The following is a 20,773-nucleotide window of genomic DNA, read 5'->3' as shown; positions in this document are numbered from 1 at the left end:
ACGGACATTCAATGAGAAACAACCATATCGACACCTTGCGCGGCGCCGCCATCATGTGCGTGCTGGTGCTGCACTTTACGCTGGCCTACGGCTTGAAAAACAGCCCGCTGGGCGACATCCTGCCCACCTGGCTGCTGCGCGCGGCGCTTCAGGGGAACTTCGGCGTGACGATGTTCTTCACCGTGTCCGGCTATCTGATCACATCGACGTCGCTGCGACGCTGGGGCGATCTGTCCCGGATCGATATTCGTACATTCTATTTATACCGTTTCGCGCGCATCATGCCCTGCCTGCTGCTGGCGTTGGCGATCATCGTGGTGCTGGGGATTTTCGACGTGCCCTTCTTCTCCAACTCGGACGGGGACTTGAACCGCCCGGCCAGCTACTTCTTCATCGCCGCCGGATCGGTGCTGACCTTCTGGCACAACCAGCTGATGCAAACCGCTGGCTACTTCAACTACTGCCTCAACGTGTACTGGTCGCTGTCGGTCGAGGAGATGTTCTATCTGCTGCTGCCCTTGTCATGCCTGCTGCTGCGCCGTAGCTGGATGATCGTGCTGTTGTGCTGCGTGGCCATCGTGGCGGGGCCGGTGTACCGCAGCCAGCATACCGACAACGAGATCTATTTCATGTACGGCTACCTGGCCTGCTTCGACGCCATTGCCATCGGCTGCCTGACGGCGATGCTGGCGCGGCGCGAAGTGCCGGACGCGCGGCAGGGACGCACGCTGCGCATCGCGGCCGGCATCGCACTGGCGGCGCTGTACCTGCGCGGCATCGACGGCCACGAGGTGTTCGGCTTCACGCTGGTGGCGTTGGCGAGCGGCGTTTTCCTGTTGGGCAGTTCGGCGCCTGCGGCGACTGAGCGCGCGCCACGCTGGCCGGTGCTGCGCTGGTTCGGTCGCCACAGCTACGAGATCTACCTGTTCCACATCATCGTCCTGGCGGGCATGCGCAACGTGGTGGACAAGGCTCACCTGAGCTACGGCGCCAGGCTGCCATGGCTGCTGCTGTTCCTGTGTCTGACGGCGCTGGCCGCCGCCGTCGTCGCCCGCTACGTCTCCGAGCCGGCCAACGCTGCGCTGCGCGCGACACGGATCAAGAGCATGTAGGGCCTGTTGTGGTATGGTTCGGTTTATGACGCAAGCACAAATTCAACCTTGGCAACAATCGTATAAACCGTATAAACGCTGCATGGTGCTGGGCGGGGGCGGGTTCCGCTTCGGCATGTACATCGGCATGTACGCCGCGCTGCGGCAGGCCGGTCGCGCGCCCGACGTGCTGCTGGCCAGCTGCGGCGGCGCGATCGCGGCCACCATCATCCACAACCTGCCCGACCCGGACGCGCAACACGCCTGGCTCTCGTCGCCGGAAATGTACCAGTTCTGGTGCAGCCTGAAATCGACCCAGCGTGCGGACCTAATGGGTAGCTTGATGCGCGCCGCCAAGCGCAAGCTGTCGACTGCCAAGGCGCCGGTGATCCCCGACTTGTTCGGCGACTATCTGTTCGAGATCCCTTCGCAACTGCCCTTCCCGCCCGCCACCGGCACGCCGGACGTGGATGTCGCCATCATCGGCGGCAAGCTGCTGTTCGACGAATCGGAAGTGGGCCAGCCGCGCGCGGGCCGCAAGCTGTTTGCAGAAACAGTGTTCTGCGGCGAGCAGGCCGCCGCGCTGCTGCAGGGGATGCAGTCGCCGCTGAGCGACGCCCGCTGGGGCCAGCACGCGGTCGCCCACGACCTGCTGGTCGACGGCAGCGTGCCGCTGACCGACGCCGCCCGCATCTCCATCGCCGACATGATCTACTTCCGCTGCCAGCAATATCGCGGCCAGGAATACATCGGCGGCGTGCTCGATCTGTTCCCGGTGGAGATCGCGCGCCGCCTTGGTTCGGAAGTCATCATGGAATTCAAGGAAGCCTTCGACCAGGTGTTCGCGATACCCGCCTGGCGCTCGGTGCTGGGCATCAACGGCAACGCGCGCCTGCGCTACGCAAACACCCACCTGGCCGACATGCGCATCGATTCGTCGGACGTGTCGGTGGTGCTGGCCAAGCAGCAGCTGCAGCAAAAGCTGGACTGGCGGCGCAACCGCATCGAGCTGGCGATGCCGCCGACCTACGACACCTTCGTCCAGCACATGAACGACCAGTGGCAATACGGCTACGACCGCGCCATGGAGGCGCTGGCGCACCCGCCGGGCAAGCACCCGGCGATCCGCCGCTCCACCCGCTACAGCAAGCCGCTGCGCAGCGTGTGATCAGTCGCTGGCCAGCACCTGGTGCAGCGACTGCACCGCCGCCGATCCCTCGCCCACGGCAGCCGCCACGCGCTTGACCGAGCCGCTGCGCACATCGCCCACGGCGAAGATGCGCGGACGGCTGGTCTCCAGGAAGTGCGGGCTGCGCTCCAGCGGCCACTCCGTCGCCGGCACCTGCGGGCCGGTCAGCACGAAATGCTTGTCGTCCAGCGCCACGCAATCGCCCAGCCACGCGGTGTTCGGCTCCGCGCCCAGGAACAGGAACAGGTGGCGCGCCGGCGCGGTCTTCACCTCGCCGCCGGCGGCCTGCCAGCTGATGTGCTCAAGCTTGTCCTCGCCCTTCAATTCAACGATCTGCTTGCGCGTGTGCAGCGTGATGTTGGGCGCGGCCTCGATGCGCTGGATCAGGTAGCGCGACATGCTGGCAGCCAGGCCGTCGGCGCGCACCACGATGTGGACATGCTTCGCGTGCGCGGCCAGGAACACCGCCGCCTGCCCCGCCGAATTGCCGCCGCCGACGATCACCACTTCCTCGTTGGCGCAGAAGGTGGCCTCCATGAACGAGGCGCTGTAGTACACGCCCCGGCCTTCAAAGCGCTCCAGTCCCGGCAGGTCCGGCTTGCGGTAGCGCGCGCCGGTGGCGACGACGATGGAGCGCGCGCGCAGCCGTTCGCCACTGTCGATGGCGATCTCGAAATCCGCGCCCTCGCAGTCGACGGAGCTCACGCGCACCGGCACCGCCACCTCGGCGCCGAACTTGCGCGCCTGCGACAAGCCGCGCCCCGCAAGCGCCTGGCCGGAAACGCCGGTCGGGAAGCCGAAATAGTTTTCGATCTTGGAGCTGGAGCCGGCCTGGCCGCCGGGCGCCTTCGAGTCGAGCACCGCCACGCTCAGGCCTTCCGAGGCCGCGTACACGGCCGCCGCCAGCCCGGCCGGCCCTGCGCCGACCACCACCAGGTCGAAGGTGCGGCCGTCGATGTTGTCGGAACTGAGGCCGATGCTGTCGGCCACCTGGCGCAGCGTGGGCTGGCGCAGCACTTCGCCGGACGGCGTGACGATGGCCGGGATGTCGGCCTCGGTCACGCCGAAGCGCGCCATCATCTCCGCCGTCTCGGTGTGCAGTTCAATGTCGAAATAGGCGGTGGGCTGGCCGTTGCGGGTCAGGAAGTGGCGCAGCACCAGCGTCGCCTGCGAGTGGCGGGCGCCGAACACCACCACGCCGCCGGTCTGGTCCTGCATGTAGGCCACGCGCCTCAGGATGTAGGCGCGCATGATGGTCTCGCTCAGCGCCGCCTCCGAGATCACCAGCGTGCGCAGCGAGTCCTCGCTGATGACGATGAATTCGCCGTCGGCCACCACGCGCCCGGTGGCGACGGCCGCGCGGCCGGCCAGCGTGCCGATTTCGCCGGTGAACATGCCGGCGCCGTGGGTGCCCAGGACCACCGTGCCCAGCGCCGAGGCGCGCTCGATTTCAATCGCGCCGGAGATGATGACGTACATGGAAATGTGCCGGTCGCCCTGGCGGAACAGGATGTCGCCGGCCTTGTAGTGGCGGCGCTCGCCGTAGCGGCCCAGCAGCTCGAATTGCGCCTCGCTCAGCGCCGGCAGGATCTGGTGGCGGCGGTTGCCGATGTCGGTCGATATGGCCTCAGGGAGCGCGCCCTGGCCTCCCGCTGTTCTTGGTTCCATGCCCATGCGTTTCCTCAGTCAGTATCCGCCCATGATAGCGCCAAACGGGCGCGGCGGCTGGCGGGCTAGCGGCAGAGCTGGTTCCAGTTTTGTTCGAACTCGGCCGGCGAGACATCCTGCGCCAGCAAGGTCAGGTCGCGCGCGACCGAGATGTAGCGTTGGTAGCCGATGTAGGCGCCGAACGCGTCCTTGGCGTTGAATTCGCCGCAGGTGGCGCCGCCCTTGCCGACCACCTGGTTGCGGAACATCGCCGACGCCGGTTCGCGGACCTTTTCCTTCACATATTTTTCGCCCAAACTGGTCAGCGTCGCAGCTTCTTCCTGCCGCTTTTCCGCCGCGCTCTTGCCGCAGGCGGCCAACACGGCCATCAGCGCCAGCACCGCGACCCTACGCGTGGTGTTAGCAAAAGTCATAATATTTTCTCTTTTATAATTTTCTTACAGCAATTATCGATGTAAACATCATCTCATGCCACCCATAACGCGGCAACGGTGCGCATTGTTGACATGCGGGCTATTTGTTACTATCTCAAGCTTTATAACTAGCTAGGTCAGGAGATCGCATGACGCACCCCATCCCCGCACGGTTTCTTCAGGCAATGTTCGCTTGTGCAATGGTGCTCAGCGCCTATGCCGGGGCAGCAGAAAAAGCCGCGGCACCGCTCGCCCACGTGACCATTCTGGCCACCGGCGGCACCATTGCCGGCAGCGGCGCCACCAGCACCACCACGGTCGGCTACACCGCCGCCACCGTCGGCGTGGACCGCCTGATCCAGGCCGTGCCGGAACTGGCCAAGGTGGCCCAGGTCAAGGGCGAGCAAGTGTTCCAGATCGCCAGCGAAAACATGAGCAACGAACATTGGCTGACCCTGGCCAAGCGCGTCAACACGCTGCTGGCCCAGCCCGACGTGGACGGCATCGTGATCACCCACGGCACCGACACGCTCGAAGAGACCGCGTACTTCCTGGACCTGGTCGTCAAGAGCAAGAAGCCAGTCGTGCTGGTCGGCGCCATGCGTCCGGGCACCGCGCTGTCGGCCGACGGCCCGATCAACCTGTACAACGCCGTGCTGCTGGCCGCCAGCCAGGAAGCCGTCGGCAAAGGCGTGCTGGTCGCGATGAACGACCAGATCCACGGCGCCCGCGACGTCACCAAGACCAACACCTCGACCCCGGACAGCTTCAAGACCACGGAACTGGGCATGCTGGGCTACATCCAGGGCAACAAGCCTTACTTCTACCATGCTTCGACCCGCAAGCACACGGTCGACACCGAGTTCGACATCAGCAAGCTCGACGCGCTGCCGCAGGTTGACATCGTCTACGGCTACGCCAACGTCGGCCCGGTCGCGCTGAATGCGCTGGTAGCCGCAGGCGCCAAGGGCATCATCCACGCCGGCGTCGGCGACGGCAGCCTGGCTTCCAAGGTCGTGCCATCGCTGACCGCGGCCCGCAAGCAAGGCGTGCTGATCGTGCGCGCAGCCCGCGTCGGCCAGGGCATCGTGGCCCGCAACGGCGAAGCCAACGACGACGAGCTGGACTTCGTGGTGGCCGATACGCTGAACGCGCAAAAAGCACGCATCCTGCTGATGCTGGCGCTGACCAAGACCAGCGACAGCAAGGAAATCCAGCGCATGTTCTACACCTACTGATCCGGCTTGGGATAGCCTGGCCGCCGCATGCGGAACAGGCTGTCCCGGTTGATCTCGAAGTAATCGGCAGGGCCGCCGGCGCGCAAGATCGTCTGCGAACCTGCCGTATCGTACACGCCGTCGCGCAGCAGCTCGCGCGCGATATGCACGCCCACCACTTCCCCCATGATGAGCCAGCCGTCGGTCGGCGCGCCCGCCGCGTCCTGCAGACGGATGATCTGGCTGCACTTGCATTCGAACGCGACCGGGCTCTCGGCCACGCGCGGCACGCCGACTATGGTCGACGGCGCCGGCGTCAGGCCGGCCAGCATGAACTCGTCCACTTCCGGCGGCGCCGGCGCGCAGGTGGCGTTCATCGCCTCAGCCAGCGGGCGCGTGGCCAGGTTCCACACGAATTCACCGGTCTGCTCGATGTTGCGCAGCGTGTCCTTGCGGCCCTGGCTGGAAAAACCGATCAGCGGCGGCGTGTAGTTGAAGGCGTTGAAAAAACTGTAGGGCGCCAGGTTCAGCGCGCCATCCGCGCTGCGCGAGGAAATCCAGCCGATCGGACGCGGCCCGACAATGGCATTGAAGGGATCGTGCGGCAGGCCGTGGCCCAGCGCAGGCTGGTAGAAATAGCGGTCTTCCATGCTGACTCCAAATGACGCTGTCGCGCCGGTGTGGCATTTTCGCACAAGCCCTTGATCGCCGTTCCGGCCCGAGGCGGCAGGCGATTCGGTCGACGCTCAAATTCACCCAATTCGAAGCAACAATTTATACAAATCGTTGCTTGCACTTCCATCGCGGGCGCCTTAGGCTAAGTGATCCACTTAGTCAGATCCACTTATGTCCCTGGTTTTACAATTCGTCCCGCTAAAGACAGCAATTTCGACCAAAGTGCTGCGCGCTTACCGCCAGGACGCCAATTGGCCAACGGATGCGAAATTGCCCGCCCATCCGCATGGCAAAATTATTTGGGTCAGCGTCGAAACGAACCACAAGCAAATCGCCATTGCACGCCTGGAGCTGGCGCCGCCTGAGTTTTGCGTAATTTCCGAACTGATCGTTAACAGCCAGTACCGCTCACAGGGTGTCGGGCGCTGGTTCATGCATCGCATCGAGCAATATTGCAATACTCTGGGTATTCGCCGCCTGCTACTGCAGCCAGCCAAAGGAAGCGAACAGTTCTACGCGTCATTGTCCTTCTACAACGATCCTAACGTAGCGACGTTGCTGAAAAAAGAGATCAACCCAATGCTGCCGAAAATATTCATGCCGGCTCGATAAATCATACTAATCAAGCGCTTGCTTGCTGCAAAAATTGCAGCAATAATGATCCTCCAACAATCGGCAACGGGGGACGGCAGTCATGGGCGAAGCGGATGTACAGCAGATCAGGGCGGCGTTCGACGCGCAGCACGCGACCGCGCTACGCTGGCGGGAATCGAGCGCGGCCGAGCGCATCGTCCGCGTCAAGCGCCTGCGCGACGCCATGATGACCCAACGCGCAGCCTTTTACGCGGCCTTCGAAAGCGACTACCGCAAATCCCCGGCCGAAGTCGAAGCGTCCGAGTTGCTGCCGGTGATGGAGGAAATCCGCCAGGTGCTGGGCGCGCTCAAGCGCTGGATGAAGCCGCGCCGGCGCTGGCCCACCACCACCATGCTGGGCACCTATGCGTCGGTGCAGTATCAGCCGCGCGGCCGCGTGCTGATCATCGCGCCCTGGAATTATCCGCTGAGCCTGTGCTTCGGGCCGCTGGTGTCGGCGCTGGCCGCAGGCAACACCGCCCTCATCAAGCCATCGGAGATGACGCCGGCCGTGTCCGCGCTGATGGCGCGCATCATTGGCGACGTGTTCGACACCGGCGAAGTGGCGCTGTTCGAAGGCGGCCAAGCGACCTCGCATGCCCTGCTGCAATTGCCCTTCGATCACATCTTCTTCACCGGCTCGCCAGCGGTCGGCAAGCTGGTGATGGCCGCCGCCGCCCAGCACCTGGCCAGCGTGACGCTGGAACTGGGCGGCAAGTCGCCCACCATCGTCGACGAAACCGCCAACGTGAAACTGGCGGCCGAAACACTGATGTGGGGCAAATTCCTGAACAATGGCCAGACCTGCGTGGCGCCCGACCATGTGTACGTCCACGCCAGCGTCAAGGCCGAATTTATCGCCGCCTGCCGCCATGTGCTGCAACTGCGCTACGGTGTCGACGCGACGGCGCAAAAGCGGAGTCCCGACCTGACCCGCGTGGTCAACCAGCGCCATACGCGGCGGCTGGCCGCCTTGCTGTCGGATGCCGTGCAGCGTGGCGCCGTGGTGCACACCGGCGGCGAGGTCGACGAGGCGCAGTGCTATATTGCGCCGACGCTGATCGAGCAGGTTCCGGCCGGAGCCGCCATCCTGTCGGAAGAAATCTTCGGGCCGCTGCTCCCCATCATCGAATACCGCGAGCTGGACCAGGTGATCGCCGCCATCAACGCCGCGCCCAAGCCGCTGGCCCTGTATGTGTGGAGCACGCGCCAGGCCAATATCGACAAGATGCTCAAGCAAACCAGCTCGGGCGGCGCCTGCGTCAATCACTGCGTCGCCCATTTTGCGCATGGCAATCTGCCTTTTGGCGGCGTCAACAATTCCGGCGTCGGCAGCGCGCATGGCGAGTATGGCTTCAAGGCGTTCTCGCACGAACGCGCGGTATTGCGCGCCTCGCCGCTGATGCTGATCAAACTGTTCTTCCCGCCCTACACGCAAGGCCGCATGCGCCTGATACGCATGGTGGTCGATTCGTTGAAGCTGCCCATGCTGTGAACGCCGGGTTGTTAACAAATTCTGTGGATAAGGCTGTTAACAAGGATCAAGCGGCGACGGCAAGCCGCTGTTTTTAAAGGGAAAACATCCTCTGCGTAAATTTGTCGCAGCCAAAGTTATCCACTGGCATTACACTGAGCGGGTTTGACTTCTCATCCAAAGGAATTCATGAAACCACGCCTTAGCGCCCTGCTCCTCGCCCTGATGCTGGGCTCCCTCTCCGTCCACGCCGGCGCAGCCGATGCCGCGCCGAAGTACAGCTTACGCGAACACTACACCAAGTACGAATTCCGCATTCCGATGCGCGACGGCGTGCGCCTGTTCACCGCCGTCTACGTGCCCAAGGAGGCCGGCAAGAGCTATCCGTTCTTGATCCAGCGCACGCCGTACAGCGCGGGCGTGCAGTCCGGCGGCGAACTGCACTATGGCGTGGACTTTTATCCCGAGCACATCGGCCCTTCGCAGGAGTTCGAGGATAGCGGCTATATCTTCGTCAAGCAGGACGTGCGCGGCCGCTACATGTCCGAAGGCAAGTGGATCGAGATGACACCGCATGTCAATCCCAAGCGCTCCCAGGGCCAGGGCAACGAGAGCGAGGACATGCACGACACCGTCGAGTGGCTGCTGAAGAACGTCGCCAACAACAACGGCAAGGTCGGCATCCTGGGCACGTCCTATCCCGGCTTCTACACCTCGGCTAGCATCATCGATTCGCACCCGGCAATCAAGGCGGCCTCGCCGCAAGCCCCGGTGACCGACCTGTACATGAACGACGACTCCTATCACGGCGGCGCCTTTATGCTGGCCGCCAACTTCGATTTCTACTCGGCCTTCGTGGAAGCGGAGAACCCGACGCCGCTGCCGAAAACCTGGGACCATTTCGACTACGGCACCTCCGACGGCTACGAATTCTTCCTGTCGCACCTGACGCTGTCCAACATCACCGGCACGATGACGCCCAAGCAGCGCGCGCTGCTGTTGCCGACCATCGAACACGCGACTTACGACGACTTCTGGAAAACCCGCAACATCGCGCCGCACCTGAAGAACATCAAGGCTGCCGTGCTGACCGTGGGCGGCTGGTACGACGCCGAAGACTTGCAAGGCCCGCTGACCACCTACAGCACCATCAAGCGCAACAATCCGGGCATCTACAACGGCCTGGTGATGGGTCCGTGGTCGCACGGCGCCTGGGGCCGCGCCGACGGCAAAAACCTCGGCTATGTCAAGTTCGATGCCAAGACCGCTGAGCAGTTCCGCAACAATATTCTCTATCCGTTTTTCGAACAACACCTGAAAGGCGTGGCCAACAAGAACGTGTCGGAGGTCTATGCGTTCGAGACCGGCAGCAATGTGTGGCGCAACTATGCCGCCTGGCCGCCGAAGCAAGGCCAGCCGCGTACGCTGTTCCTCGGGCCCAACGGCACGCTCGGCTGGAAGCAGCCGGCGGCTGGCGAGGCCTATGACGAATACGTGGCCGATCCGCGCAAGCCGGTGCCGTTCACGGCCTATCCGGCGCTGGGTGCGCCGCAGGAATACATGGTCGGCGACCAGCGCTTTGCCTCGTCCCGGCCGGACGTATTGACCTATCGCAGCGAGGTGCTGGAAGAAGATGTCACGCTGGCCGGTCCCGTCAAACCCAGGCTGTTCGTCTCCACCACCGGCACCGATGCCGACTGGGTGGTCAAGCTGATTGACGTCTATCCGGCCGTCTACCCCGGCAGTGGCGCGGACGAAGAGCGCGGCCCGGACGTGACCAAGCCAACCCTGACCATGGCCGGCTACCAGCAGCTGGTGCGCGGCGATCCCCTGCGCGGCAAGTTCCGCAACAGCTTCGAGAAGCCGGAGCCGTTCACGCCCGGCAAGGTGGAGGCGGTCAACTACGCCATGAGCGACATCAACCACACCTTCCGGCGCGGCCACCGCATCATGGTGCAAATCCAGAGCTCGTGGTTCCCGCTGGTGGACTTGAATCCGCAGACCTTCGTGGACATCCCGAAAGCCCGGCCTGAGGATTTCCAGAAGGCCACGCAACGGGTGTATCACGCGCCGGCGATGTACTCAGGAATCGACGTACAAGTGCTGCCCGGCTTGCACTGACCTTGGCTTTGAAGGCATAATCCAGTTGATAACGATTCTCATCTAGCCAGCGAAAGTGTCATCCGACGAAGTAGCCAGCCACACACTACTTCAAGGACATCATGGCACTGAACAAAAAACCGCTGGCGTTGCTGCTGGCCAGCCTCACCCTTTCCAACGCCGCGCTGGCGCAAACCGGCGCGGCGCCGGAACAGACGATGGCCGTTGTCACCGTCACTGGCGAAGCCGATAGCGGCTACCGCCCCATCTCTTCCAGCAGCGCCACCAAGATCGATGCGCCGCTGCGCGATATTCCGCAAACCGTCAATGTGGTCCCACTGGCGTTGCTGCACGACCAGGGCGCGCGGTCGCTTCAGGATGTACTGAAGAGCGTGCCCGGCATCGGCCTGTCGACCGGCGACGGCCAGCGCGACCAGGTGACGATACGCGGCTTTAGCGCCATCAGCGACCAGTTTATCGATGGGATGCGCGACGATGCGCTGTATTTCCGCGATCTATCGAATATCGAGCAGGTCGAGGTGGTCAAGGGTCCCGCCTCCGTGTTGTATGGCCGCGGCTCGTCCGGCGGCTTGATCAATCGCATCACCAAAAAACCGGGCATGGACCGCAATGAGGTGAGCCTGCAAGGCGGCAGCTGGGGCCAAAAGCGCGCCGAATTCGACCTGGCGCGCAATCTGGCCGAGCGCGGCGCGGCCTTCCGCATCACGGGCGCGGTAGAAGACTCCGACAGCTACCGCAACCAGCAATTCCTGAAACGCGAGGCGCTGGCGCCATCGCTGCAATTCAAGCTCGACTCCGATACGCTGTTGCTGCTGCAGGCCGATTACCTGCATGACAAGCGCCTGACCGACTTCGGCATCCCATCCTATCAAGGCCGCGCAGTGGACGTGGCACCGGGCACCTACTACGGCGCCGCCGATGCCAAGGATTTCGATTACAGCGAAGCGCGCGTACACGCCTTCGGTTTCACGCTGGATCACCGCTTCAACCAGCAGTTTTCGATCCGCAACGCGTTCCGCCACTACGACTATACGCTGGACCGTAACAACACGCTGATCGGTTCGGTCAACGAAACGGCCAGGACGGCCTCGCTGACGCGCGGCAATGTCGCGCGCGATGAAGACGGTTACACCAACCAGACCGAGTTGACACAACACGCGGAAATGGCCGGCATGCAGCATCAGCTGCTGTACGGCGTGGAATTCGGCAAGCAGAACAAGGACCAGCTGGTGCGCTCGCAAGCCAATGTGGCGACTGTGTCATTGTTCAGCCCTATCGCACCGGTCGTGCCATTCACCGCCGGCGGCGCGCCTACCGCGAACAATCTGGGGATTTTCAAGGTCGGCAGCGCCTATGTGCAGGACCTGGTGACGATGTCCCCGCAGTGGAAAGCCTTGGCCGGGGTCCGCTACGACAAATTTGAGCAAGAAACGGTCGAGCGCCGGGTTGGCGTGGCCAGCGTGGCCCGTACCGACCGCAACTGGAGTCCGCGCGCCGGGCTTGTGTACCAGCCGGGCAGCGCCCAGTCTTACTACGCTTCGTTCAGCCGCTCGTTCCAGCCGTCCGGCGAAGGTTTCGCGCTGGCGGTCAACAACGCCGACATCGCGCCGGAAGTGACCAAAAATAAGGAAATCGGCGCCAAATACGAGCTGTTCGACGGCCGCGCGTCGGCAGGCGTCTCGTTGTTTCAGCTGACGCGCACCAATATGAAGTCCTCCGATCCGGTAACGAGCAAGCTGATCCCTCTAGGCACTCAGCGCACCAATGGACTGGAATTGACCTTCAGCGGCGATCTGGGCGGCGGGTGGCAGGCCTGGTCGGGCTATTCCTATCTGGACGCATCGATGCTGACCTCGATCGCCAAGGATGACGGCCAGCAGGTCCAGGGCAAACGGCCGACACTCACGCCCAAACACAGCGCCAATCTGTGGCTGAGCAAGGCGCTGGCCGGCCACTTTGGCGTCGGCGGCGGACTCAACTATATTGGAGACCGCTTTGCCAATCCGGGAAATACCGTAGTGCTGCCAAGCTATGTGACGGCGGACGCCATGGCCTATTATCGCGACCGAGGCATAGACCTGACGCTGAACGTGATGAATCTGCTCGACAAGGCCTACATCGTGGCCGGCCACGGCAGCAGCAAGAACCTGAACCTGCCAGGCGCGCCCCGCTCGGTGCAGTTGACGGCGCGCTACCGTTTCTAACCGGCCTGCAAGTCCCGGTTGTTAACAATTTCTGTGGATAAGCTTGTTAACAAGCCGAACCAGGCGGCGCTAAGCTGCTGTTTCAAAAGCAAAATAAGCCATTGCGCAATTTTGTCGCAGCAATAACTTATCCACCACGCCGGCGCTCGATCAGCTCGAATATTCCCATCCCGGCGAGCATCGCCAGAACGAACACCATCGCCTTCGGCAAGCCCATGCCCAGCCCCACAAGGGCCGGGCCCGGGCAGAAACCGGCAATTCCCCAGCCCGCGCCGAATAATATCGAACCGAATACCAGGCGACGATCGATTTTAGTGGCGGGAGGCAGCTTTATTTCAGTCCCCAGCAATGTGGTCTTGCGGCGGCCGATATAGGAGAAAGCAAAAAAACCCACCGCAATCGCGCCGCACATTACAAATATCAACGAAGGATCCCATTTGCCCGCCAAATCCAGAAAACCCAATACCTTGGCTGGATTAGCCATGCCAGAAATAATAAGGCCAAAACCGAACAGCAAGCCGCAAAGAAAAGAGATAATCATAATACGTGCCGAATAAGATAGACGCCGACAAAACCCGCCGTCATGAATATAGCCGTCGCCACAAGCGAACGCGGGGAAAGCCTGGATATTCCGCATACGCCATGCCCGCTGGTGCAGCCGGAGCCGTAGCGCGTGCCGATACCAACCAATAAACCCGCCACGACCAATGCGCCATAATCCGCATCGATTTGCACACTGGGCCACGCATAAAACAATCCATAGGTCCAAGGCGCCAATATCAGACCACAGACAAAAGCGATACGCCATAGCATATCCCCCCGCACCGGGTGTAACAGGCCGCCAATAATTCCGCTAATGCCGGCGATACGGCCATTCAACAAAATCAGCGCCGCAGCTGCCGCACCGATCAGGACGCCGCCCAGCAGCGCGGACCAGGGTGTGAAGTTCAAACTATCGATGATCATTCGACGCTCCTAGGGATGCGCGCCAGAAAGCGGCGCGTACAAGCTAATTATTGGCATAATTCTACTCTCCCAGCAGAGCGAGGGACTCCAGCCACGCGGCTTTCCATGGCCGCAAGTCCGGCTGGGTGGCGAAGGCTTTCTTCAGGTGCGACATCGGCACGCGATAAACGTCGTTCAATCCCAGCGCCAGGGTGACCGGATTCCACAGATGGGTATTTTTGCCGGCCCGGGAATTCTTTCGGACTCTTGCGCCATCGTCGCCAAATATGCCGATGCCGCTGGCGAGGGATTTTTCCAGATCCAGCTTGGCCATGCCGCCGAATATATGAAGCACTTCGTCCCTGGTGAGTCCCTTCAGTATCTCTTTAGGCGCGGGAGCGGCCACCTCCTCTTTCGGGTGCAAGATTCTTTCCAATAAGTCGGTTATATCCCTTTGAAAGAAACGCAATGCATCCAGGGGCATGGTGATGCCTGGCGGCTTGAGTTTAAATGATATCCGATCCGAATCGCGCGTCATCCGGATTAATACATCGCCGCTACCGGCGATCAAGCGCTGCGTGTCCTCGATAAAGAATATCGGCGCCGGATATCGTGTAATTCCTTCGGCAAATAATCCGGCATATTCCTCCGAATAGTCCAGCCATACATGGGGAGTCAAACCCGCTTCAAGCAAACGCGCCAGATTCCACGGCTTGCCGTTTTGCGCACTCAACCAGGAACAAGTCTCTTCGGTAGTCGCATTATTGGGAACTGTGCCGGATATCATTTTCTTCTCTCAAAATTTTCAGATGCAGCAGTGTACCAATAATATGCGCGAACCAAGGCCTCCTCTCGGACCAAGAAGGTCTGTGCCTTTCACATTCGGGGAGAGCCGCAAACGGCGATAAGCATCACCCGGCCGGCAGTTCCCTGCCGGCCGGGTGATGCTTGTGCTTGCTTCGAGGCTTAAACGCTCTGGCGGCGCTTGTACAACATCAGGCCTAGCAGACCAAGGCCCAACATTGCGTAACTGGCAGGCTCGGGCACTGGTCCCAGGATCGTTTGTTGGGTTTGCGGCGTCCAGAGCAGGTGGTGCTCGGTGAGGTTACCTGGCCATGGGCCTACCCGCCGATGGTAATAATCGACATCATAGGTCCGCACGCTGCGCCCGGTGTCGAGGTAGCCCTCCGGATCCCAGCCGGCCCAGCTGGCGTCAAAGTATAGTTTTCCACCCAAACGGTAAGAAAAGCTGGAGATGCTGCAAACATAATATTGCTCGGGATGGCAGTTGCTGAAATCGGCGACGCCGTCCACATGCAGCCCCCTGACCTCGCTCTGTTCAAGGATGCCGTTTCCATTCAGATCGGTGCCGGAGAATTTGCCGGTGAGCCGCTGCTCAGGCAAAAAGATGTTGGCTTCCTGGTCGTAAAAACCAGTGAAGGTGAAGGTCCAGTTTTGTTCGGCTTGGGCGGCCAGGCAATTGGCGGCCAAAAAGCCCGTGCAGAGGAATTTATTTAGCATAAGGAAACTCATTCGAAGTAGTTTAAAAAAACGTACCTAAATGCCCATACCATCAATATTCGACGCTCTTAGCGTAGCACGATTTATTATTTCGCATGTTTTACATGCCTAGTTGCCGGACCACCACACTAGCAAGATGCAAGCGGCCATCAACTGCAGATCTGTGAAAATGGCGGCTTGGAGGGAGATGAATGGTCCGCCCGGAGGGAATCGAACCCCCATGATCGCTTTAGAAGAGCGAGGTCCTATCCGTTGAACGACAGGCGGTTTTCATGTAGTCAGTATTCTAACCACTAGCGGCAGCTTTGTGACGACTTTGATCCGTGCCACAAATGAAAAACGGGTCGTCTTTCGACAACCCGTTTTAAAGTTTTTGGTCGGAGTACAAGGATTCGAACCTTGGACCCCCTGGTCCCAAACCAGGTGCGCTACCGGGCTGCGCCACACTCCGAAGACAGTATTCTAACGCTTGCCTCCCTCTACGTCAATGCAAGGCCAGCAAATTATTACACTGTTGAAATTTTACGCAGCCAGCTGGGTTTCCACTTTGTCCGCGATTCGGCGCGCCATCGACTGCGCATCGCTGGCGTTGCGTGCTTCGACCATCACGCGGATCAAAGGTTCCGTGCCGGAGGCGCGGATCAGCACGCGGCCGCTGTCGCCCAGCTCGCGCTCGACCAGTTCCTTCTCCGCGACCATGGCCGCGTTCTTGGTCCAGTCGAAGCCAGGCGAGACGCGCACGTTGACCAGCGTCTGCGGGAAGATCACCAGGTCGCCAGCGCACTCCTCCAGCGACTTGCCGGCGCGCTTGAGCGCCGACAACACTTGCAGCGCCGAGATGATGCCGTCGCCGGTGGTGTGCTTGTCCAGGCACAGCAGGTGGCCCGAGCCCTCGCCGCCCAGCAGCCAGCCCTTGTCCTTCATCACCTCCAGCACATAGCGGTCGCCCACCTTGGCGCGGGCGAAGCCGATGCCCTTCTCTTTCAGCGCCACCTCGACCGCCATATTGGTCATCAAGGTGCCAACCGCGCCCGCCACCGGGCCGGTCGCCAGGCGGTCCATGACCATCAGGTACAGCAGCTCGTCGCCGTTGTACAGGCGGCCGTTGGCGTCGCACATGATCAGGCGGTCGGCGTCGCCGTCCAGCGCAATGCCGAGGTCGGCGCCGTGGGCGCGCACGGCGGCGGCCATGGCTTCCGGTGCGGTGGCGCCGTGGCCCAGGTTGATGTTGAAGCCGTCCGGCTTGTTGCCGATGGCAACCACTTCAGCGCCCAGCTCGTGGAACACGTGCGGGGCGATGTTGTAGGCTGCGCCGTGGGCGCAATCGACCACCAGCTTCAGGCCGCGCAGGTCCAGCTCGTTCGGGAAGGTGCTCTTGCAGAATTCGATATAGCGGCCGTGGGCGTCGTCCAGGCGTTTGGCGCGGCCCAGTTTTTCCGACGACACGCAATCCATCGGCATGTCCAGCGCGGCTTCGATTTCCAGCTCGACCGCGTCCGGCAGCTTGGTGCCCTGGTCGGAGAAGAATTTGATGCCGTTGTCCTGGAACGGGTTGTGCGACGCCGAAATCACCACGCCGGCCGACAGGCGCAGCGCGCGCGTCAGGTAGGCGATGGCCGGGGTCGGCATCGGGCCGGCCAGCATGACGTCGACGCCGGCGGCCGAGAAGCCCGCCTCCAGCGCCGCCTCCAGCATATAGCCGGAGATGCGGGTATCCTTGCCGATCAAAACCGTCGGACGCACCGAGCCGCTGCGGGTGCTGGCCAGCACCTTGCCGGCCGCATAACCGAGGCGCATGACGAAGTCCGGCGTAATCGGCGACACGCCCACCAGGCCGCGGATGCCGTCAGTTCCAAAATATTTACGTGACATTGTGTGTTCTCTTTATCGTTGTAGGTTAGTTCCTGCCTGCCATACTTTAAGCGCATCCACCGTTTCCGCCACATCGTGCACGCGCACGATCAACGCGCCCTGCGCCACCGCGGCCAGCGCGCCGCCGACGCTGCCGGCCATGCGCTGCTCGACCGGCCTGCCGGTCACCGCACCCACCATCGATTTGCGCGACAGCCCGGCCAGCAGCGGCACGTCCAGTTCCGCGATCAGCTGCGCAGTGGCTTTCAACAAGGCGTAATTATGCTCCACAGTCTTGCCGAATCCAAAACCCGGATCGATGCACAGTCGACGCGGATCAATGCCGGCCGCTGTCAGCGCTTCGATGCGCTCGCGCAGGAAGGCGGTGACTTCGGCCACCACGTCGGTGTAGCTGGGCGCCAGCTGCATGTGCTGGGGGTCGCTTTGCATGTGCATGATACACAAGCCGCAGTCGCTATCGCGCACCGCAGCGATGGCGCCCGGCGCGCGGAAGCCGTTGATATCGTTGATCATGTCGACGCCGGCGATGATGGCTTCGCGCATCACCTCTGGCTTGTAGGTATCGACCGAGATGGCCGGGCCAAGGTCGCGCAGCGCGTACAGCACCGGCATCACGCGCTGCAACTCCTGCGCCAGCGGCAGCGGCGGAGCGCCCGGACGGCTGGACTCGCCGCCGACGTCGATGATATCCACCCCGTCCAAAATCATCTGCTCGGCGTGGGAGATGGCGAACTCCAGCGACTGGTGCTGGCCGCCGTCCGAGAAGGAATCGGGGGTGACGTTGAGGATGCCCATCACGCGGGCGCGGGCACGGTCGCCCCGCCACGGGTAGTTGAAACGGCCGAACTGTAAAGTGGATCGCATGTAAAACCGGAAGAAAAATAAAAAAAGGGCGAGGATCGCTCCCCACCCTCCATCTCAGCGTTCAGCCACGTATCAGGCTGGCGCAGTCACGCTGGGCGATACGCCCGAGCCGCCGTCGCTGGGCGGATGCTTGCGGATCGTCACGCCGGCTTTCGGCGCACGCGGCTCCAGGCCGGACATGATGTCGTTGATCTGATCGGCATCGATGGTTTCCCATTCCAGCAGCGCCTTGGTCATCACTTCGACCTTGTCGCGGTTCTCTTCCAGCAGCTTGCGCGCCAGCTTGTATTGCTGATCCAGGATGGCGCGGATCTCGGCGTCGACCATTTGCTGGGTCGCTTCCGAAATCGTCTTCGAGGCGCCGCCGAAGAAGCCGTCGTTCTGGCTGTCTTCGTAGACCATCACGCCCATGCTGTCGGACATGCCGAAGCGGGTCACCATCGAGCGGGCCAGCTTGGTGGCGCGCGAGAAGTCGTTCGAGGCGCCGGTTGACATCTGGCCGACGAAGATTTCCTCGGCGATGCGGCCGCCGAACAGGATGGAAATTTCTTCCAGCATCTTGTCCTTGTAGCCCGAGATATTGTCGTGCTCAGGCAGCTGCCAGGTCAGGCCCAGTGCCCAGCCGCGCGGCATAATGGTCACTTTGTGGACCGGATCGGCCTTCGGCAACAGCTTGGCGACCACGGCGTGGCCGGACTCGTGATACGCGGTGTTGCGGCGCTCTTCCTCGCGGATGATCATCGACTTGCGTTCCGGCCCCATGAAGATCTTGTCCTTGGCGTCCTCGAAGTCGATCATGTCGACCAGGCGCTTGCTGCGGCGCGCGGCGAACAGGGCGGCCTCGTTGACCAGGTTGGCCAGGTCCGCGCCCGAGAAGCCAGGCGTGCCGCGGGCCAGGATGTCGGCCTTGACGTCGGTGCCGATAGGCACTTTGCGCATGTGGACGTTCAGGATCTGTTCGCGGCCGCGGATGTCCGGCAGGCCGACCGAGACTTGACGGTCGAAACGGCCCGGACGCAGCAGCGCCTTGTCCAGCACGTCGGCGCGGTTGGTGGCGGCCACCACGATCACGCCGGACGACGCTTCGAAGCCGTCCATTTCCACCAGCAGCTGGTTCAGCGTCTGTTCGCGCTCGTCGTTGCCGCCGCCCATGCCGGCGCCGCGATGGCGGCCGACAGCGTCGATCTCGTCGATGAAGATGATGCAAGGCGAATGCTTCTTGGCGTTCTCGAACATGTCGCGCACGCGGGACGCGCCCACGCCGACGAACATCTCGACGAAGTCCGAACCGGAGATCGAGAAGAACGGCACCTTGGCTTCGCCGGCGATGGCGCGCGCCAGCAGGGTTTTACCCGTGCCCGGAGGACCGACCATCAGCACGCCGCGCGGAATGCGGCCGCCCAGTTTCTGGAATTTGCTCGGGTCCTTGAGGAAGTCGACGATCTCGTTGACTTCTTCCTTCGCCTCGTCGCAACCGGCGACGTCGGCAAAGGTGACGGTGTTGTTGGTTTCGTCCATCATGCGCGCCTTCGACTTACCGAAGGAGAACGCCCCGCCCTTGCCGCCGCCCTGCATCTGGCGCATGAAGAAGATCCACACGCCGATCAGCAGCAGCATCGGGAACCAGGACACGAACACTTGCTGCAGGAACGATGGTTCTTCTGGCGGACGCACGTCGAAGTGCACGCCGTTGTCGCGCAGGTCGCCGACCAGGCCACGGTCGAGGCCGGTGGCGGTGGCGCGCACCTTGGTGTCGTCGCTACGGGTGGCCGTGATGTTGGCGCCTTCGATCACCACATCCTTGATGCGCTTGGCCTTGACCTCATCCAGCAAATCGGAATAAGCGATGGGTTTGGCGCCGGCGGTGACGCCGTGGCTGTCAAACTGCTTGTACAGCATCAGCAGCAGCAGGACCACTACCACCCAGATGGCTGATTTGGAAAACATGTTATTCACGAAAACTCCTTGGATGCAGGCGCATCTTTTAACCGATAGCTAGAAACCCGATTTTACTCGCAATAAGCAGGCGGTGCCAGAAGCCCGCCTGCGCGTGCGGCCAAAATTCCAGCCGTAAAACACATTATTTGACCAAAATACCGGTGCGATCAAGTCAAAACTGATCGCCACCGTGCCGATGTGCGGGCCATGCGTCAAATATCAAGGGCGGGCGTGGGGGAAATCGTCCAATTCCAGCGGTTGCGACGAGCTCATGCCGTCGGTCGGATTTTTCAGGCCGCGCCCCAGCAGGAAAATCTCGGAGGATTTATCGCGGCTCGCTTTCGGTTTTTTCTGGATCACGGTTTTGAATTCGCGGCGGAATTTGAGCACGATATCGTTAAAACCCATGTCTTTAAAACATTTCACCAGCAGCGAGCCGGTCGGTTTCAGGTGGGCCTGGGAGAATTCAATTGCCAAATCGATCAGATGTTCCATGCGCGCGGCGTCCGAATCCGGGATGCCGGACAAATTGGGCGCCATGTCCGACAGCACCAGGTCGACTTTTTGACCTTTGACATGATCTTCCAACAACTGCAGCACCTCGGGCTCGCGGAAATCGCCCTGGATGAAGTGGAAGTCGGCGATCGGCTCCATCGGCAGCAGATCCAGGCCGATCAGCGTGCCGTTGATGCCCCCGCCCTCCTTGCCGGCCAGCTTGCGGCGCGTGTACTGCCCCCAGCTGCCGGGGGTGCAGCCGAGGTCGACGATGACCTGTCCGGGCTTGATCAGGTGCTCGTCCTCATCGATCTCCTTGAGCTTGAATGCGGCGCGGGCGCGGTAGCCCTCTTTTTGCGCCAATTTCACGTAAGGGTCGTTAATGTGGTCGTGCAACCAGTTTTTGTTTAATTTCTTCTTCTTCATTCGCGTAGAATACTGCCTTTAAGGGAA

At 61.9% G+C, this 20,773-nt stretch carries 18 protein-coding genes and 2 tRNA genes; 7 read left to right on the top strand and 13 right to left on the bottom strand.

Annotated features, from left to right (window positions below; translation table 11 throughout):
• The first annotated feature begins 11 nt into the window (after positions 1 to 11).
• A complete protein-coding gene (locus AC07WS_RS15745) occupies positions 12 to 1,112 on the top strand; it encodes an acyltransferase family protein (RefSeq protein WP_494729985.1) in 1,101 nt (366 codons plus the stop codon).
• Positions 1,113 to 1,137: 25 nt separating this feature from the next.
• Positions 1,138 to 2,259 (top strand): patatin-like phospholipase family protein, encoded by a 1,122-nt coding sequence (locus AC07WS_RS15740; protein WP_494729984.1) that lies wholly within the window; start codon positions 1,138 to 1,140, stop codon positions 2,257 to 2,259.
• Here AC07WS_RS15740 and AC07WS_RS15735 read toward each other — a convergent pair whose 3' ends face one another.
• Together AC07WS_RS15735 and AC07WS_RS15730 are read right to left on the bottom strand one after the other, a co-directional pair.
• Positions 2,260 to 3,948: an FAD-dependent oxidoreductase gene (locus AC07WS_RS15735; RefSeq protein WP_494729983.1), complete on the bottom strand. Its 1,689-nt coding sequence runs from the start codon at positions 3,946 to 3,948 to the stop codon at positions 2,260 to 2,262.
• Positions 3,949 to 4,013: 65 nt separating this feature from the next.
• Positions 4,014 to 4,361, bottom strand: coding sequence for a hypothetical protein (locus AC07WS_RS15730; protein WP_161098484.1), 348 nt, complete (start codon positions 4,359 to 4,361; stop codon positions 4,014 to 4,016).
• Positions 4,362 to 4,510: 149 nt separating this feature from the next.
• Here AC07WS_RS15730 and AC07WS_RS15725 point away from each other — a divergent pair, with 149 nt between their 5' ends.
• Positions 4,511 to 5,599, top strand: coding sequence for a type II asparaginase (locus AC07WS_RS15725; RefSeq protein ID WP_494729982.1), 1,089 nt, complete (start codon positions 4,511 to 4,513; stop codon positions 5,597 to 5,599).
• Here AC07WS_RS15725 and AC07WS_RS15720 read toward each other — a convergent pair.
• Complete coding sequence (locus AC07WS_RS15720) at positions 5,593 to 6,228, bottom strand: flavin reductase family protein (RefSeq protein WP_494729981.1); 636 nt, start codon at positions 6,226 to 6,228, stop codon at positions 5,593 to 5,595. The genes AC07WS_RS15725 and AC07WS_RS15720 overlap by 7 nt on opposite strands.
• A gap of 196 nt (positions 6,229 to 6,424) precedes the next feature.
• On the opposite strand from AC07WS_RS15720, the gene AC07WS_RS15715 reads away from it, so the two are divergent.
• The 4 genes from AC07WS_RS15715 to AC07WS_RS15700 all read left to right on the top strand — a co-directional run bounded on the left by AC07WS_RS15715 (position 6,425) and on the right by AC07WS_RS15700 (position 12,685).
• Entirely contained in the window at positions 6,425 to 6,865 is a 441-nt protein-coding gene (locus AC07WS_RS15715) for a GNAT family N-acetyltransferase (RefSeq protein ID WP_494729980.1), read from the top strand.
• A gap of 82 nt (positions 6,866 to 6,947) precedes the next feature.
• Positions 6,948 to 8,381, top strand: coding sequence for an aldehyde dehydrogenase family protein (locus AC07WS_RS15710; RefSeq protein WP_494729979.1), 1,434 nt, complete (start codon positions 6,948 to 6,950; stop codon positions 8,379 to 8,381).
• 168 nt (positions 8,382 to 8,549) lie between these two features.
• On the top strand, positions 8,550 to 10,481 hold the full coding sequence (locus AC07WS_RS15705) for a CocE/NonD family hydrolase (protein WP_494729978.1): 1,932 nt from the start codon (positions 8,550 to 8,552) through the stop codon (positions 10,479 to 10,481).
• A 101-nt stretch (positions 10,482 to 10,582) separates the two neighbouring features.
• Positions 10,583 to 12,685 (top strand): TonB-dependent receptor, encoded by a 2,103-nt coding sequence (locus AC07WS_RS15700; protein WP_494729977.1) that lies wholly within the window; start codon positions 10,583 to 10,585, stop codon positions 12,683 to 12,685.
• Between the two features lie 127 nt (positions 12,686 to 12,812).
• Here the strand turns inward: AC07WS_RS15700 and AC07WS_RS15695 are convergent, their stop codons facing one another.
• The 10 genes from AC07WS_RS15695 to AC07WS_RS15650 all read right to left on the bottom strand — a co-directional run bounded on the left by AC07WS_RS15695 (position 12,813) and on the right by AC07WS_RS15650 (position 20,746).
• Positions 12,813 to 13,226, bottom strand: a complete 414-nt coding sequence (locus AC07WS_RS15695; protein ID WP_494729976.1) for a DUF6691 family protein — start codon at positions 13,224 to 13,226, stop codon at positions 12,813 to 12,815.
• Positions 13,223 to 13,651 carry a YeeE/YedE family protein gene (locus AC07WS_RS15690; protein ID WP_494729975.1) on the bottom strand — a complete coding sequence of 143 codons (429 nt, stop codon included), beginning with the start codon at positions 13,649 to 13,651 and terminating at the stop codon, positions 13,223 to 13,225. Before AC07WS_RS15690 ends, AC07WS_RS15695 begins: the two co-directional genes overlap by 4 nt.
• Before the next feature lie 61 nt (positions 13,652 to 13,712).
• Positions 13,713 to 14,417 carry a hypothetical protein gene (locus AC07WS_RS15685; RefSeq protein ID WP_494729974.1) on the bottom strand — a complete coding sequence of 235 codons (705 nt, stop codon included), beginning with the start codon at positions 14,415 to 14,417 and terminating at the stop codon, positions 13,713 to 13,715.
• A 179-nt stretch (positions 14,418 to 14,596) separates the two neighbouring features.
• Entirely contained in the window at positions 14,597 to 15,151 is a 555-nt protein-coding gene (locus AC07WS_RS15680) for a PEP-CTERM sorting domain-containing protein (RefSeq protein WP_494729973.1), read from the bottom strand.
• Positions 15,152 to 15,343: 192 nt separating this feature from the next.
• Positions 15,344 to 15,418 (bottom strand) — tRNA-Arg (locus AC07WS_RS15675).
• A gap of 107 nt (positions 15,419 to 15,525) precedes the next feature.
• Positions 15,526 to 15,602, bottom strand: a tRNA-Pro gene (locus AC07WS_RS15670).
• A gap of 71 nt (positions 15,603 to 15,673) precedes the next feature.
• Complete coding sequence (gene glmM, locus AC07WS_RS15665; RefSeq protein ID WP_494729972.1) at positions 15,674 to 17,023, bottom strand: phosphoglucosamine mutase; 1,350 nt, start codon at positions 17,021 to 17,023, stop codon at positions 15,674 to 15,676.
• A gap of 12 nt (positions 17,024 to 17,035) precedes the next feature.
• Positions 17,036 to 17,887, bottom strand: coding sequence for a dihydropteroate synthase (gene folP, locus AC07WS_RS15660; protein WP_494729971.1), 852 nt, complete (start codon positions 17,885 to 17,887; stop codon positions 17,036 to 17,038).
• 72 nt (positions 17,888 to 17,959) lie between these two features.
• Positions 17,960 to 19,843, bottom strand: coding sequence for an ATP-dependent zinc metalloprotease FtsH (gene ftsH, locus AC07WS_RS15655; RefSeq protein WP_494729970.1), 1,884 nt, complete (start codon positions 19,841 to 19,843; stop codon positions 17,960 to 17,962).
• Positions 19,844 to 20,044: 201 nt separating this feature from the next.
• Positions 20,045 to 20,746 (bottom strand): RlmE family RNA methyltransferase, encoded by a 702-nt coding sequence (locus AC07WS_RS15650; RefSeq protein ID WP_494729969.1) that lies wholly within the window; start codon positions 20,744 to 20,746, stop codon positions 20,045 to 20,047.
• Positions 20,747 to 20,773: the final 27 nt, after the last annotated feature.

The sequence above is a fragment of the Duganella sp. GW821-FHT01E12 genome (genome assembly GCF_059422325.1).
Note: the sequence above shows the minus strand (reverse complement) of the source record. Positions and strands in the feature narration are given on the sequence as shown.

Coding starts and splice junctions, on each gene's coding strand:
- AC07WS_RS15685 (WP_494729974.1), bottom strand. CDS start 14,417: ATGATATCCGGCACAGTTCCCAATAATGCGACTACCGAAGAGACTTGT.
- AC07WS_RS15725 (WP_494729982.1), top strand. CDS start 4,511: ATGACGCACCCCATCCCCGCACGGTTTCTTCAGGCAATGTTCGCTTGT.
- AC07WS_RS15745 (WP_494729985.1), top strand. CDS start 12: ATGAGAAACAACCATATCGACACCTTGCGCGGCGCCGCCATCATGTGC.
- AC07WS_RS15740 (WP_494729984.1), top strand. CDS start 1,138: ATGACGCAAGCACAAATTCAACCTTGGCAACAATCGTATAAACCGTAT.
- AC07WS_RS15715 (WP_494729980.1), top strand. CDS start 6,425: ATGTCCCTGGTTTTACAATTCGTCCCGCTAAAGACAGCAATTTCGACC.
- AC07WS_RS15735 (WP_494729983.1), bottom strand. CDS start 3,948: ATGGAACCAAGAACAGCGGGAGGCCAGGGCGCGCTCCCTGAGGCCATA.
- AC07WS_RS15680 (WP_494729973.1), bottom strand. CDS start 15,151: ATGCTAAATAAATTCCTCTGCACGGGCTTTTTGGCCGCCAATTGCCTG.
- AC07WS_RS15700 (WP_494729977.1), top strand. CDS start 10,583: ATGGCACTGAACAAAAAACCGCTGGCGTTGCTGCTGGCCAGCCTCACC.
- AC07WS_RS15710 (WP_494729979.1), top strand. CDS start 6,948: ATGGGCGAAGCGGATGTACAGCAGATCAGGGCGGCGTTCGACGCGCAG.
- AC07WS_RS15690 (WP_494729975.1), bottom strand. CDS start 13,651: ATGATCATCGATAGTTTGAACTTCACACCCTGGTCCGCGCTGCTGGGC.
- AC07WS_RS15720 (WP_494729981.1), bottom strand. CDS start 6,228: ATGGAAGACCGCTATTTCTACCAGCCTGCGCTGGGCCACGGCCTGCCG.
- AC07WS_RS15650 (WP_494729969.1), bottom strand. CDS start 20,746: ATGAAGAAGAAGAAATTAAACAAAAACTGGTTGCACGACCACATTAAC.
- glmM (WP_494729972.1), bottom strand. CDS start 17,023: ATGTCACGTAAATATTTTGGAACTGACGGCATCCGCGGCCTGGTGGGC.
- AC07WS_RS15705 (WP_494729978.1), top strand. CDS start 8,550: ATGAAACCACGCCTTAGCGCCCTGCTCCTCGCCCTGATGCTGGGCTCC.
- AC07WS_RS15695 (WP_494729976.1), bottom strand. CDS start 13,226: ATGATTATCTCTTTTCTTTGCGGCTTGCTGTTCGGTTTTGGCCTTATT.
- AC07WS_RS15730 (WP_161098484.1), bottom strand. CDS start 4,361: ATGACTTTTGCTAACACCACGCGTAGGGTCGCGGTGCTGGCGCTGATG.
- folP (WP_494729971.1), bottom strand. CDS start 17,887: ATGCGATCCACTTTACAGTTCGGCCGTTTCAACTACCCGTGGCGGGGC.